General features: G+C 38.0%; 15 protein-coding genes. 6 read left to right on the top strand and 9 right to left on the bottom strand.

Annotation, left to right across the window (positions count from 1 at the left end; all coding sequences use genetic code 11):
• Positions 1 to 34: 34 nt before the first annotated feature.
• From AC1M85_RS04370 to cysG, 4 genes are all read right to left on the bottom strand, one after another.
• Positions 35 to 1,009 (bottom strand): isopenicillin N synthase family dioxygenase, encoded by a 975-nt coding sequence (locus tag AC1M85_RS04370; protein ID WP_481594390.1) that lies wholly within the window; start codon positions 1,007 to 1,009, stop codon positions 35 to 37.
• A 108-nt stretch (positions 1,010 to 1,117) separates the two neighbouring features.
• The gene (locus AC1M85_RS04365) at positions 1,118 to 2,452 is read right to left on the bottom strand and encodes a solute carrier family 23 protein (RefSeq protein ID WP_481594465.1); all 1,335 of its coding nucleotides are present in this window, start codon (positions 2,450 to 2,452) and stop codon (positions 1,118 to 1,120) included.
• 449 nt (positions 2,453 to 2,901) lie between these two features.
• On the bottom strand, positions 2,902 to 3,381 hold the full coding sequence (locus AC1M85_RS04360; RefSeq protein WP_035267879.1) for a tRNA (cytidine(34)-2'-O)-methyltransferase: 480 nt from the start codon (positions 3,379 to 3,381) through the stop codon (positions 2,902 to 2,904).
• Between the two features lie 28 nt (positions 3,382 to 3,409).
• A complete protein-coding gene (gene cysG / locus AC1M85_RS04355) occupies positions 3,410 to 4,795 on the bottom strand; it encodes a siroheme synthase CysG (RefSeq protein ID WP_179997734.1) in 1,386 nt (461 codons plus the stop codon).
• 199 nt (positions 4,796 to 4,994) lie between these two features.
• On the opposite strand from cysG, the gene AC1M85_RS04350 reads away from it, so the two are divergent.
• The 5 genes from AC1M85_RS04350 to AC1M85_RS04330 all read left to right on the top strand — a co-directional run bounded on the left by AC1M85_RS04350 (position 4,995) and on the right by AC1M85_RS04330 (position 10,007).
• The gene (locus AC1M85_RS04350; protein ID WP_035267873.1) at positions 4,995 to 6,245 is read left to right on the top strand and encodes a dienelactone hydrolase family protein; all 1,251 of its coding nucleotides are present in this window, start codon (positions 4,995 to 4,997) and stop codon (positions 6,243 to 6,245) included.
• Positions 6,246 to 6,290: 45 nt separating this feature from the next.
• Positions 6,291 to 6,812, top strand: a complete 522-nt coding sequence (locus AC1M85_RS04345; protein WP_179997732.1) for a flavin reductase family protein — start codon at positions 6,291 to 6,293, stop codon at positions 6,810 to 6,812.
• Positions 6,813 to 6,842: 30 nt separating this feature from the next.
• Positions 6,843 to 7,928, top strand: coding sequence for an LLM class flavin-dependent oxidoreductase (locus tag AC1M85_RS04340; RefSeq protein WP_481590632.1), 1,086 nt, complete (start codon positions 6,843 to 6,845; stop codon positions 7,926 to 7,928).
• Positions 7,929 to 7,988: 60 nt separating this feature from the next.
• Entirely contained in the window at positions 7,989 to 8,831 is an 843-nt protein-coding gene (locus AC1M85_RS04335; RefSeq protein ID WP_257219853.1) for a hypothetical protein, read from the top strand.
• 156 nt (positions 8,832 to 8,987) lie between these two features.
• Positions 8,988 to 10,007 carry an AraC family transcriptional regulator gene (locus AC1M85_RS04330; RefSeq protein WP_481590631.1) on the top strand — a complete coding sequence of 340 codons (1,020 nt, stop codon included), beginning with the start codon at positions 8,988 to 8,990 and terminating at the stop codon, positions 10,005 to 10,007.
• Between the two features lie 53 nt (positions 10,008 to 10,060).
• Here the strand turns inward: AC1M85_RS04330 and serS are convergent, their stop codons facing one another.
• The 5 genes from serS to rplU form a co-directional block, all read right to left on the bottom strand.
• The gene (serS, locus tag AC1M85_RS04325; protein ID WP_179997729.1) at positions 10,061 to 11,332 is read right to left on the bottom strand and encodes a serine--tRNA ligase; all 1,272 of its coding nucleotides are present in this window, start codon (positions 11,330 to 11,332) and stop codon (positions 10,061 to 10,063) included.
• 112 nt (positions 11,333 to 11,444) lie between these two features.
• Entirely contained in the window at positions 11,445 to 12,230 is a 786-nt protein-coding gene (locus tag AC1M85_RS04320; RefSeq protein ID WP_488213620.1) for an RsiV family protein, read from the bottom strand.
• 109 nt (positions 12,231 to 12,339) lie between these two features.
• Entirely contained in the window at positions 12,340 to 13,038 is a 699-nt protein-coding gene (gene lolA, locus AC1M85_RS04315) for an outer membrane lipoprotein periplasmic chaperone LolA (RefSeq protein ID WP_488213619.1), read from the bottom strand.
• A gap of 217 nt (positions 13,039 to 13,255) precedes the next feature.
• Complete coding sequence (rpmA, locus tag AC1M85_RS04310; protein ID WP_035267862.1) at positions 13,256 to 13,513, bottom strand: 50S ribosomal protein L27; 258 nt, start codon at positions 13,511 to 13,513, stop codon at positions 13,256 to 13,258.
• A gap of 19 nt (positions 13,514 to 13,532) precedes the next feature.
• Positions 13,533 to 13,844, bottom strand: coding sequence for a 50S ribosomal protein L21 (gene rplU, locus AC1M85_RS04305; protein WP_035267860.1), 312 nt, complete (start codon positions 13,842 to 13,844; stop codon positions 13,533 to 13,535).
• 407 nt (positions 13,845 to 14,251) lie between these two features.
• Here rplU and sdsA point away from each other — a divergent pair, with 407 nt between their 5' ends.
• Positions 14,252 to 15,229, top strand: a complete 978-nt coding sequence (sdsA, locus tag AC1M85_RS04300) for an All-trans-nonaprenyl-diphosphate synthase (protein ID WP_035267858.1) — start codon at positions 14,252 to 14,254, stop codon at positions 15,227 to 15,229.
• The last annotated feature ends 1 nt before the right edge of the window (position 15,230 follow it).

Raw genomic sequence — 15,230 nt, 5'->3', positions numbered from 1 at the left:
TTATATTGATAATGCTTTTTTTGTATCGCGATATTTAAGCTACCGCATTCTCTTCCGCTTTTTTATACGAACGATTATACATTTCTTCTAAATGCTCCCCTACTGTACATGGTGCATATAAAGGTAATTCACCTTCTTTCAATGTTCCTGGAACTGGCTCAATCACAGCGTGATAGTCTGGTTCATAAAAAAATGGAATTGAGTAACGATAAGCACCATTTGAAAAACTATTTTTTACTCGATGTGGATTGGAGTGATATAGACCATTGGTCCATTTTGGAATCATATCACCTAGATTAACTACAAATGTTCCTTCAATTGGTGGTGCTGCAACCCACTCTCCGTCAGGCATGCACACTTCTAATCCGCCTATTTGATCTTGTGCCAAAATGGTGACTGACCCCCAATCTGTATGCGCGCCAACGCCATATGTTTCATCATCATCTCTAGGTGTAGGTGGATAACGCAACATACGTAATGTTCCCATAGGATCTTTACTAGAAGCATCAAAATAGTTCGATGGCAGATTTAACGTTAATGCCAAAAGTTGCATCAGAAAATTTGCCAGTTTATACATTTCATCGATGTACTCCTGACAAATCAATTCACATTGAGGTAATTCTTCAGGCCACTGATTTGGACCATAGTTTTGATATTTAGCGATTGCAAAAGGATGATCTTGAGGATAATTACGACCACAATAAAACCCTTCTTTATAATCTGGCTTGCCGTAAGGGTCTAATTGCTGACCATTCAGTTTATCAAATCCACGGAATCCAAAAAAATTACGTACATCATATTTTTGCTTAACGTCTTCTGGAAGCGCCAATAATTCTTTTGCTAATGCAAACTGTCGCGTCATCATTTCTAAAGGAACTGTATGATTCTTCACATAGAAAAAACCTGAATGCATCGCAGCTTTTCTCAGTTCAGCAACTACACGTTTAGTCGCCTCACTTTCTGGTTTGTTTATATCTACGCCTGCTAAATCAATTACTGGTATTCCCATTTTTATCCCCTTGTATCAAGTATACATCTTTTACGTTTTCATTATCTTGCTGAAACTTTCGACAATTTAGGATTGACTAAAATTTGTCATAAAAGCTAAGTCTCAAACTTAAGTTTTTTCTGGTACAACGTCTGCTACAATTTGATTCTGCTTTTGCTTAGCTCGATTAAAAATCAGATTTAGAATAATTCCCGCAAATGTCGCCGTTGTAATGCCGCCGAGATCAAGTCCACCAACCATAATCGAATAGTTCCCTGCGCCCATAATCACAGTCACTGATGCCACAATAATGTTGCCGTTTTGAGTAAAATCGACTTTATTTTCGATCCAGATTTTCGCACCAGCGATTACAATTAAGCCGAAAACAATCATTGAAGTCCCTGTCAAAATTGCGACAGGTAATGTGCTAATGAGTGCTCCAAATTTTGGTGATAATCCCAGAATAATGGCGACAATACCCGCAATTACAAAAACCACTGTAGAGTAAATACGCGTTGCCGCCATGACCCCAATATTCTCTGCATATGTAGTTAATCCTGTTCCTCCTACAGCACCAGACATAGAGGTACATACTCCATCTGCCAAAAATGCTCTCCCCATATAAGGCGTAATATTTTTGCCTGTCATTTCACTTACAACTTTGAAATGCGCAAGATTTTCAGCAATAAGAATAAATGCGATAGGTAAAATCAGCAGAATTGCATTCATTTGAAATTCAGGTTGATATAAAGTTGGTAAACCAAACCATGCCGCATTTGAAACCGAGCTAAAATCGATTGGTTTACCCATTCCCATCATGTTAGCTAAAACAAAATATACAAGATACGAAACTATCAAACCCACCAATAGCAATAATCGTCTCAACATTCCTCTTGTAAATACTGCGACACCGCCAATACACATTGCGGTCAACAAAGCCATCCATGTATCAAACTCATTACCTGATACAGCTTTAATCGCCCCAGGTGCTAAATTTAATCCAACTATCATAATGATTGCACCAGCAACAACTGGTGGTAAAAGATTCTCCATCCATTGAGAACCCGTTTTCATTACAAGCAAACCCATCAAGGCATAGAAAATGCCACATACCACTATTGCACCTAAGGCAATCCCAATATTTGGATTTAACCCTGAACCGGTATAGCCTGTTACAGCAATCACAGCACCAATAAAAGCAAAACTCCCCCCAAGATAGCTTGGCACTCTCCCACCTGTGATAAGGAAAAATAATATCGTGCCAATACCAGATAACAGGATCGTTAGACTAGGATCAAACCCCATGAGCAGCGGTGCCAACACTGTTGCACCAAACATGGCAAATGTATGTTGAAGTCCAAGTACAATACTTTGTCCTGCAGGCAAGTACTCGTTCATGGCAACGGGAGTTTTTTCAATATCCCCTTGAAAAGGAGTAAATTTGGAAAACCAATTCTCTTTCATCACATACCACCCCATTGGTAATGTGAGCCAATGTCGAACATCTTTAGACATTGGCTGTACAATGATAAATTCATTTCGTTTAAGTACAAATCACAGTTCGTCTATCAAATTTATCGGAACCATATATTCACTTTAACTAAGCAACAAATATACCAATTGGTCGAATTTCTAATATCTCGTTTGGATGACAGCTAGTTTAAGATCAACAAAAATCAAACCTAACACTCTGTTTTATATAAATATTAAATTCATTAACAAATAAAAAATTTGACCATTTTGTATATTTTTTAAACTTTTACTCAAAAAAATTGGATTCCCGAAATATAAAATCAAATCGTATTTAAAATCATTATTTTAATTTTATTCTTAATGAATATTTCATTATATTAGCCAAGTTTTACTAAACTTTTATGCATTAAAAAAGGTCACCTTTCGATGACCTTACTGACTTAAGTTAAATCTTTAAATCCTTGTTGTCGCCATGCTTCATAAACAATCACTGCCGTAGCATTAGATAAATTTAAGCTTCTAGAATTTGGTGCCATGGGCAAACGAATCCAATGTTGCTTTGGGAACATCATACGGACATGTTCAGGTAGTCCGCGCGTTTCAGGCCCCATGAGTAAAGCAACTGGCCTATTCAGATTCGAGGTATGTGGTGTTTCGGTACCTTTGGTCGTTAAAGGATAAATCGAATCTTGATCCACACCTTGACTCGCTAGATTTTCCAGACATGCTTCAATATTATCCCATATCTGCATGCGAGCCCATTCATGGTAATCTAATCCAGCACGCTTTAACTTCTTATCATCCAGCTCAAAACCTAGCGGTTTGACCAAATGTAATTGTGCTCCTGTATTTGCACATAAACGGATAATGTTTCCTGTATTTGCAGGAATTTCTGGTTCGTATAAAACAACATGAATCACAATAATTTCTCAACTTTATAGCAGACTTTTACAGTTCGTCTTGCCATTTCAACTGTTCTCTTAATTTCACCACCTCACCAATAATGGTCAAAGTTGGCGCCTGAATTTGATTTTCTAACACTTTCGAAGCGATATCTGCCAAAGTCCCCACAACAACTTTTTGTTCTGGTGTCGTACCTTTAGAAATTAAAGCAACAGGCATGTCTGCTCGTTGACCATGTTGAATAAGCTTTTCACAGATTTTTTCTAATCCAACAAGCCCCATGTACAGTACCAATGTTTGGTGTTCATACACGAGTTCATTCCATGGAAGTTCAGGAGAACCTTCCTTCAAATGTCCAGTCAAGAAGCGAACACTTTGTGCGTAATCACGATGAGTTAAAGGGATACCCGCATATGCTGAACACCCTGATGCTGCGGTAATTCCGGGAACGACCTGAAATGAAATTCCTGCCTCATAGAGTTCTTGAATTTCCTCACCACCTCGCCCAAAAATAAAAGGATCTCCTCCTTTTAAACGGCAGACACGTTTGCCTTCATTCGCATATTTCACGAGTAAAGCATTAATACCTTCTTGTGGAACAGCATGATTTGACCTTGCTTTACCCACATAGATTTTTTCAGCATCCCGGCGGCATAACTCCATAATAGCACCAGAAACTAAACGGTCATAAATCACAACATCTGCTTGTTGCATCAACCTTAAAGCTTTGAGTGTGAGAAGCTCGGGATCACCTGGACCTGCCCCAACTAAATAAACTTCACCTTTGGGTTTGTTCCATTCTATTAAAGACTGATGAATAATTTTTTCTGCTTCAGCCAGATTATTATTAAATACACGCTCTTTGAAAGGTCCAGCATACAGCTCTTCCCAGAAGATACGGCGTTCATCAGGATTTTCAATTTTTTGTTTTACACGTTGTCGCCATTCACCAGAGATTTTAGCTAATGTTCCGATTCCATGGGGGATTACAGTCTCAAGTTGAGTTCTAATCTGTCTGGACAATACTGGGGATGTCCCATTACTCGCAATTGAAATAACAAGTGGAGAGCGATCAACAATTGCAGGGACCATAAATCGACAATGTGGTGGATCATCAACACTATTCACCAATACATTTAAGTTTTCACATTCTTCAAAAACTTGTTGATTCACTAAAGGCTGATCTGTGGCAGCAATCACTAAACGGTAATCGTTTAATTTTAAATCGTGATCTTCAAAATGAGCTTGAATATATTGACCAGAGCTTTTCTCGACAATTTCTAAAAGTTGCGCCTCAATCTCAGGTGAAATAACCGAAATTTTTGCTCCTGATTTTTGCAGTAACAGTGCTTTGCGATATGCAATATGCCCTCCACCGACAATCAAACAAGGTTGCTGCTGCAATTTTAATGAAATTGGAAAAATATCCACTGAATCGATCCTCATATGCCTACTATATTTTAGCACCTTCTCCACGACTCAAGCTGCTTAAAAGTAAGCAAGTGGTAGCTTTTTTAACAGATGCATATCGATGAAGGGACCTAAAACGGATAAAACTTGAACTCTATTTGGATAGTCAAAAATCCTGCTGATGCCGATGATAAGTTCAACAGTAAAGGAGATTATCGAGATGGCTGGTTCATATATTGATGTACATTCATCAGCAGGTTCGTTTAAAGCATATCTTTCAGTACCTGAAGCAGGTAAAGGTCCTGGTCTTGTGTTATGTCAGGAAATTTTCGGTGTTAATGAAGTTATGCGTCAAAAGGCAGACTTTTTGGCTGAAGAAGGTTATACCGTTATTGTTCCTGATTTATTTTGGCGTATTCAACCTAATGTAGAACTCGGTTATACCGAAGAAGACTTTCAAAAAGCATATGACTTATATACTCAATTTAATCAAGATCTGGGTATTGAGGATATCAAATCTACAATTGAAACACTCAAATCCCTTGAAACAGTTGATCAAGATGCAGGTACTGGATTGGTCGGATACTGCCTAGGCGGTAAATTGGCATATCTCGCAGCTTGCCGCATTCCAGATTTAAAGTGTTCTGTTTCTTACTACGGTGTAGGAATCGAGCAAAACCTAGAAGAAGCAGTCAACATTCAATCCAAACTGGTTCTTCATTTTGCTGAACAAGATCAGTTCTGTGATTCTAACACTCGTGATCAAATCCTACTTGCTCTTCAAAACAACTCAAAAGTCGAAACATATATTTATCCAGATGTTGATCATGCTTTTGCTCGCCCACAGAGTATGCATTATCACAAGCCTAGTGCACTCATGGCACATGAAAGAACCATTACAGCTTTACGCAAAGCAATAGGACCAAATTACGACCTTGCTGCGCTATGGGAAGAGCATGTTCGATTTGAATTTGACACTCGAAATGTTCCAGACACGATGGCAACAATGGTGGCAGAGCCTTATGTCAATCACATTCCAACATTGACAGGTGGCGTCGGCTACAAGCAATTAGCTCGCTTCTATCAATACCATTTTGTTCATAACAATCCAAAAGATATGAAACTAACGCCTATTTCACGAACTGTAGGCGCAACTCAAGTCGTTGATGAATTCATTATGAGTTTTACTCATGATGAGGAAATTGATTGGTTAATTCCTGGAATTAAACCGACAGGAAAATATGTAGAGATTCCAATGCTCGGCATTATCAAGTTCCGTGGACCGAAACTATGTCATGAGCATATCTATTGGGATCAGGCAAGTTTACTGGTGCAAATTGGCGTATTAGATCCAACTGGACTACCTGTTGCAGGTGTTGAAACTGCCAAGAAACTTTTAGATGAAACTTTACCCTCAAATGAACTGATGCCAACTTGGCCATCCAGTGAAAATAAACCGATTGGCGAATAAAGGAACTCATTCTGACAATCAGAATTAAGATGAAGGATTATGATCATGTTAAATGAAATGACACCTGTAATACAGTTGGAGCAACGCTCGTTACGCCAACTCTTAGGTCAGTATGCAACTGGAATTACAGTAGTAACTGCATTAGATTCAAATCATAAAAAAATTGGAATGACAGCGAACTCATTTACTTCTGTATCGCTTGATCCACCTTTAATTTTATGGAACATCGCAAAATCTGCGACACATTTCGAAGATTTCAAACAGGCAGAATATTTTGCCATCAATATCTTGAGTGAAGATCAGTATCAAGAGTCTAAGCATTTCTCAAAATCCTCTGATGACAAATTCGAAGGCTTAGATGACGTTGATGAGTATATGGGCATCCCCATTCTAAATAAATCCTTAACCACTTTTGTTTGTCGTCAGTATGAGCTTCATGAAGCTGGGGATCACTACATTATTGTGGGACAAATTGAAGCCTGCCGTAATCAGCTTGGAAATCCATTGGTGTTCCATAACGGGCAATATAAACAAGCAAATCTTCATCAAGCATTTGCTGGTGTATAGCGAATTCACGAAATTTAAGGATTTTTTAAAATGAATCAACATCACTTTTTCAATGATAATCGCTTTCTACTCGGCTCATTTGCTTCTAACTGCTCAGGTGGAATGACCATTTCAACTCTTGAAGATCGATGGAGTGCGAGCTGGGAAAAGAATCTCGAACTTGGAAAAATGCTAGATGAAGCTGGTATCGACTTCATGTTACCGATTGCTCGCTTTACAGGCTATGGCGGTGAAACAGACTTTCAGGGAACAATTTTAGAGACCATGACTTGGGCGGCCGCATTATTGGCTTTAACCAAAGACATTACAGTTTTTGCGACAATTCAGACTGTCCCCAATCATCCAGTTGTAGTTGCCAAGCAGATTGCAACGCTATCTGAGATTAGTCAAGGTCGTATTGGACTCAACATTGTTGCAGGCTGGAATAAACCTGAATATGAAGCACTCGGTCTACATTTACCTGATGATCACGAAACTCGTTATGGTTATGCACAAGACTGGTATGACCTGATTAAAAAAGTATGGACCAGTGAAGAAAAATTTGATTTTGAAAGTAAGTTTTTCAAAACCAAAGGAACTTATGGAAAACCAAAACCACTTGTACATCCGCCTATTTTCAATGCTGCTGGTTCAAAAAATGGACGTGAATTTGCCGTTAATAATGCGGACTTTCTTTTTACACCAGCTTCAGACTTGGGCAGAAGCAAGATTGAAATTGATGAGCTTAAACAAGCAGGTCGCGACGTAAACCGAGAAGTCAATGTAATGACCTTCTCCCATGTCATTTGCAGACCTACACAAGAGGAAGCCAAAGCAGAATGGGATCGTCAATTAAACAATGCTGATACTGTCGCCGTTGACAATCTGATGAGCTTAATGTTTGCACATGCTCAAAGTTTCCCAAAAGAGGTTCAACAATCCATTCGTGATGCAATGAGTGTAGGCCATGGTGGCTTTCCATTAGTCGGTACACCTGAACAAGTTGCGCAAGGTATTTTAGATTTAAATGAAGCTGGTTTTAGAGGAACGACACTTTCATTCCTCGATTATAGCCGCGAATTTCCGTATTTCCGTGATCATGTTTTACCAATTTTGGAAAAGCATAATATTCGTTAATCCACCACTTAAGCCGACAGTTTCACTGTCGGCTTATTTATTTTAAGAGGGAATTTAGCTGTGAATTATATTTTAAAGGGGTTATTCACTGGATCAATCTGCTTTGCATTAGGCACTGCAGTTCAAGCGGCAAATTGGAGTGATACTTCACTGGCTGTCAGTTATGGTCAAGATTTCTCAGAACCATTTAAAGACGGTGATTTTGACAAATATATTTTTAGTCTTGTACACCTAAGCGGCTATAAATATGGCACCAATTTTTTTCAACTCAATATGCATCAATCCTCAGCTGAACCAAATGCAAACAAAGCTTCTGGTCGAGGAGCTCAAGAGGCATATGCAATTTATCGTCATACCTTAGATATCCCAAGTATCACGCAACACAAACTGAATGATTCTAGTTGGTTCAAGACATATGGTTTTACAGTAGGTTTTGACTGGAATACAAAGAATGATGATTATGGTTCAAATCGACAAATGTATGTTGCTGGTCCAAGTGTTACATTAAATACACCAGGCTATCTTAATCTCAGTTTGCTAGGCTATTATGAGAGCAATGATGCTAATGTACTGAGTAAAAAATATACCTATGATCCTTACTTAGCACTTCAAGTGCTTTGGGATTTTCCTATTATGCAATCGAATTGGAATTATCAAGGCATAGGTGTTTGGATGAGTACCAAAGGGAAAGATCCTTTTGGTGAGCCTACCGCCAGTGAAATCTTTGTAGACATGTCTTTAATGTATTCTTTACTTAAAGATAAATCTGCCAATCAACCAAAATTGAAAGCTGGGATTGCTTATCAATACTGGAAAAATAAATATGGTAATGATGCATCTGGTGTTGCTGGTTCAGGAGCGACCGCGAGTAGCCCTATGTTACGTGTCGCTTACCACTTTTAAATAACATATCAAATTAATCTAATTTAGTACCAAAAGAGTATTTTTATATTCTGCTATTTTAGATTAATTTATTTATTTGAGATAAAACAAAAAAAGCAAAATCATGGATTGATTTTTGCATAAGTAATGATAAGCAAGCTAAGGATAGAGGTATTTATGTATAGCCAGCAACACAGGTCTATTTCTACGATTCAATCACATACGCAGAATATTCATGATGCCAACCATTGTCTTGATTTAATCATTGGCCCACATGATTTAGTCGATTTTAATCAATATGAACCATTGGATTTTAGTTTTAATGGATCGCAAATCGGTCGTATGATTATTGGGGATTTAACATATGGTAAAGATGTAATTTTCAAAACGCATACGCATGAAAATATGAACCACTTTTGTATAACGCGCCCTAAAAATGGGCGACCACTATTTAAAAAAGATGGTCAAACTTTTTACGCCTGTTATGATCAAGCATCCATTGTTTCACCTGAAGATAAATTTGAACTAATTATTGACAAAGACTGTGTGCAAACATTCATTTCTTTTTCAAAGACTTTTGTTGAAAAAATACTTTCAGATTTAATCTCTCAGCCAGTTACCGAACCTTTGGTATTTCAAAATGTGATGGATCAAAACAACCCGAAAATTAAAGCATGGTGGGATTTAATTGACAGTATTAAAAATTTCACAAACAATTTTACCAATACTTCATTTTTTCAAGAAATGCGCTCAGATTTTGAATATATTATTGTGAAGTCATTATTATTATCTCAACCCAATAACTATAGTGATTTAATTTATAAAAATACTTTAGATTATCCTGACTTCTTTACTCGCTTGTTAGAATTCATACAAAAAAATATACATCAAAAAATTGAAATTTCAGATTTAGAATATGCATCTGGATTAAGCAAAAAAAAGCTGAATACAATTTTCAAAAAATATTTAAAATGCAGTCCAAATGCTTATATACGCCATTACCGACTTAAATGTATTTATAATGAAATTTCACAGTCTACGCATAAAATTAATATTACTGAAATTGCTTATAAATGGGGTGTTACACATTTAGGTCGTTTTTCACTTGAGTATAAAGATGCATTTGGGGAAAAACCGAGTGAGACCTTAAAAAAAATTATTGAAAGACAAACAGGCAGTGCTCAACTCATTCATTAAAACACTCAAAAAAAAGCTAACTCAATTGAGTTAGCTTTTTTGTGTTTTATCGATTAATCGATAAAACTTTGTCCACCCATATAAGGACGTAAGACTTCAGGAATCTCAATCGAACCATCTTCACGTTGATAGTTTTCCATCACCGCGAGCAAAGTACGACCAACTGCTAAACCTGAACCATTCAAAGTATGAACAAACTCTGTTTTCTTTTGATCAGCACGGTAACGAGCTTTCATACGACGAGCCTGGAAATCCCCCATGTTTGAACACGATGAAATTTCACGATAGGTATTTTGGCTTGGTACCCAAACTTCTAAGTCATAAGTCTTCGTTGCACCAAAGCCCATATCACCACCGCATAGGATGATTTTACGATATGGCAATCCAAGCGCCTGTAAAATACCCTCAGCATGCCCTGTCAACTCTTCCAATGCTTGCATAGAGTCTTCAGGTTTAACAATTTGAACCATTTCTACTTTGTCAAATTGGTGCTGACGAATCAAACCACGTGTATCACGGCCATAAGAACCAGCTTCACTACGGAAACAAGGTGTATGAGCAGCATATTTCAATGGTAGACGCTCAGGATCAATAATCTCATCACGCACAAAGTTGGTCACAGGCACTTCAGCAGTTGGGATCAAGTAATATTCTTTGTCACCTTGAAGCTTGAACAAATCTTCTTCAAATTTAGGCAACTGACCAGTTCCACGTAATGAATCAGCATTCACTAAATACGGTACATAAGCTTCTGTATAGCCATTTTTCAATGTATGTGTATCTAACATGAACTGCGTTAGTGCACGTTGTAAACGTGCAAGCGGACCCTTGAGCACACTGAAACGAGTACCTGTTAACTTAGTCGCTGTTTCGAACTCGAGTCCACCCATCCACTCACCAAGATCAGTGTGATCTTTAATTTCAAAGTTGAATTCACGAGGCGTACCCCATTTTAAAATTTCAACGTTGTCATTCTCATCTTTGCCCTCTGGCACCGACTCATGAGGTAGGTTTGGAATAGAAAGTGATTTTGCTTCAATTTCAGCTTGTAGTTCTGTTAACGCAAGCTCAGCAGCTTTAATTTCATCTCCGATCGCGCTCATACGAGCCATGATTTCAGAGGCATCACCACCTGCTTTTTTGATTTGACCAACTTGTTTAGCACCCGAATTACGTTCTGCTTGTAAAGCTTCAGTCTTAGACTGAATTTCTTTACGACGAGCCTCTAAAGATGCCCATTCTTCTACGTTGAGTTGCACGCCACGTTTAGCTAAGGCTAAATTTACAGCCTCTATATTATTTCTAAGTAATTTCGGGTCGATCATGGTTAATCTTTTCAGGGAAAAAAACTGCCTATAGTGTAAGCGCTTCGTTGAAAAAAATACAGTCGAAGCGCTGACAGCTGAAGCTTATTGAATCAAATTAAAATAGAGTCAATTACTCAGCAGCGAGTTTGGGTAGGTTTGGAAGATATTCTGACTGTATCAAACCATTCACACTCACATAAGGTAAAGTGAGTTCAGACATTCCTTCAGCATAGGACGCGAGTTCATACAGCGGATAAACAAAGACGATACCATCAACTCCGTAATAGAAATTGTCACTTAATTCGAGTTTATCTTGTTCAATATTGTGATCTGTAAGCCACATACTATTAGCACTATAAAGTGTTTCTAATAGCTTTTTATTTTGACCTTTCACAATTAAATCTTGTAGTGCTATTCTTTTTTTAGTTTTTAAATCGAAATGAACATATTCTTTGTGGTACATCCCATGTGCTGCACCAGCAGAATATACATAGCTCAGATATTCAAAACTCGCTATATTCTGATGTTGACTTAAATAACGTACCACAGTCTGACTCTGACTCAACTTCAGCGGATCCACAGTAGTTGTCTCTGTGTTCTTAGTAGCCGATTGGAATGGTATAGGGTCTGCTTTTTCAATTCGATTTTTAAAATACGTATTAATCCACGGATGATTAGTTTCAACCGTTTGGAATGAATATTCTGTACACCCTGCCTCATCGCATACTTGCTTCTGTTTAGGCTTTAATTCGACGTTCTTCGATTCGACATACCAAGATTCTGATTGTTTTGCTTGCGCAGCAGTCACATTGCTTTTTTTAGTTTCTGCATCAGATTTAGGCTGACAAGCGCCTAACATGATCATTGATGCACAAATAACACTCACTTTTCTAAACTGATTCATGTGATTTAGCATATAGCCTCCAATAAAATGAGTGTTTAACACAGAGACTATAAATTCTAGCAGACATCAATTCAGTTGAAATTTGTAGTTAAAAAAAGCAGCGATAAACGCTGCTTTTATATTATTGGTCAATAATGTCTGTGCCTTTAGGCGGTGTAAAGTTAAATGTTGAATCCGGAATACCTGCATTTACTTTCACATTACTAAATTTAACGTGTGTAGTTTGTCCTAATGAATCTTCTAAAATCATTAAGCTTGGCGCTTTATTTGCACCGAAACTAATGGTCAGACTCTGAAAGGCACCATCTTTCTGCTTAGGATATAACGTGTAATAAGTTTTAGCTTTATTGGGCTGTGTTACACGATATGACTGCATAATTTGGTTAGTGTTACCAGACAATAATAATGCTGGTGTATTGGCAACTTGCTCATCCATATTTTGACGAATTGCCTGCTGTAGATCTGGGTCATAGATCCAAATCATCTTTCCAGAAGTCACAATTGTTTGTTTTACTGGTGCTGTAGTTTCCCAATAGAACTTACCTGGACGAGCAACTTTCATCACCCCAGTAAAAGTCTGATTCATATGTTGAGCACTCAAACCTTGTTTTTGTGGTGCTTTACTAGATTTAGTTGCTTTCGTTGTTTGTTCAAAATTTGCCGTTAAACTTTTTATTCCGTTTAATTGACGAACCAAGTTTGCGGTCGCTTGTTGCTCCGAAGCAGCCACTGGCGCTGCGAAAACTTGAGTGCTTGCGACTGGTGCCATCATTGCAGCACTCATTGTAATTGCACCAATCGTTTTACGAAGCATTGTCATGATCCCACCTTTTGTTATTGATCATCATTTGATATGGAGTCATCTTAAACCAAATTTGATCGCTAATAATTGAGAAAATAAGAACTTTTGTATTGTTATTTAGCTAAATTGTTGAAAATACTTCATCATGATGAAGATTCACTTAAGTTCAAAAACTTTCTTTCAGATATAAAAAAACCCACTCAAGAGTGGGTTTTTTGGTTATGCCTGATAAAACTTATACAGTTTCAACAGATACATAACGACGGCCAAATTGACCTTTAACTTCGAATTTGATCACGCCATCAGCGGTAGCAAATAAAGTATGGTCACGCCCCATACCAACGTTAGCACCAGCGTGGAACTCTGTACCACGTTGACGAACGATGATGTTACCAGCAGTCACAGCTTGACCACCGAACATTTTAACACCTAACATTTTAGGATTTGAGTCACGACCGTTACGTGTCGAACCACCGGCTTTTTTAGTTGCCATGTCTATTTACTCCTCGTAATTAGCCTGAAATAGCTGTAATTTTCAACTCAGTGAACCATTGACGGTGACCTTGTTGTTTACGATAGTGTTTACGACGACGCATTTTGATGATGCGGATTTTGTCGTGACGACCATGGCTAACTACTTCAGCAGTTACTTTAGCACCAGCAACAACTGGAGCACCAATTTGAATGCTATCACCGTTCACTAACATTAATACATCATCAAACGTAATAGTAGAACCAGTTTCAGCTTTCAATAATTCAACTTTAAGGGTTTCACCCTCAACAACACGGTGTTGTTTACCACCGCTTTGGATTACTGCGTACATAATGTACTCCAACAGGCCCGTGTCGTCGTGCCGATAAAGGAATATATCGATCTTAAAACGAACGCCACTGGGGGTTATTCAAGGGCAAGGATTTTAAGTGATAATGAAATAAACAACAAGGTCTTTTGTCTAAAAGTTAACTTTCAACCCGAAATATCTATTTCTTACATGAAAATAACAATTTGCTGATTGATTAAACTATATTTATTCACAAAATGAACTACTTCGAATATCAAATAACATATCAAGTTTTATTGGTATTATGAAAATTAAATCACAAACATGAATAGAAACTGAACAACATTAAGAAAATCATGCATATTCATGTGGCAAAGCGACCAAAACTTTCACTTAAATTGTTACACTAGCTGAGTAACATCTACTGTTTGTATAAGGACTTCATTGTTATGGCCATCGATTTTAAGCAAGACATTCTCGCACCTGTTGCTACAGACTTTGCTGCGATGGACCAACTTATTAATGAAGGAATCAGCTCTAAAGTTGCTTTGGTGATGTCAGTCAGCAAACATGTGGTTGAGGCAGGTGGTAAACGCATGCGTCCTATTATGTGTTTATTGGCTGCTCGCGCTTGCGGTGAAACCAACCTAGAGCATGCCCAAAAGTTAGCTGCAATTATTGAAATGCTGCATACCGCTACACTGGTACATGATGATGTCGTAGATGAGTCTGGGTTACGCCGTGGTCGTCCTACAGCGAATGCAACATGGAATAACCAAACCGCTGTACTTGTTGGAGACTTCCTGATTTCTAGAGCTTTCGATTTGCTCGTAGATTTGAACAATATGGTGTTATTAAAAGACTTCTCAACAGGAACATGTGAAATTGCTGAAGGAGAAGTACTTCAACTGCAATCTCAACATCAGCCTGAAACCACTGAAGCGACGTATTTAGATATTATTCACGGCAAAACATCTCGTTTGTTTGAATTGGCGACTGAAGGCGCTGCGATTCTTGCCAATCAACATCAATATCGTGAAGCACTCAGAAAATACGCAGGTCATTTCGGGAATGCATTTCAAATCATAGATGACATACTCGATTACACCTCTGACGCAGAAACACTTGGTAAAAATATTGGCGATGACTTAATGGAAGGTAAGCCAACACTGCCACTGATTGCTGCTCTACAAAAAACTTCTGGAGCAGAGCACGATATTATCCGTCGTAGCATCACTACAGGTGGTACTGAACATTTGGATCAAGTGATTCAGATTGTTCAAAACTCTGGTGCACTAGATTACTGTCGCGAACGTGCTGTTGAAGAAACTACAGCAGCTCGTGAGGCATTGTTACAACTGCCTGAAAGTATTTATCGTCAAGCGCTTGATAATTTGGCGCAATTAGCATTAGATCGAATCCAATAAA

The organism is Acinetobacter sp. 24-47-64 (assembly GCF_057737055.1).
The sequence above is the reverse complement of the archived record's forward strand: the minus strand, read 5'-3'. Positions and strand labels throughout refer to the sequence as shown.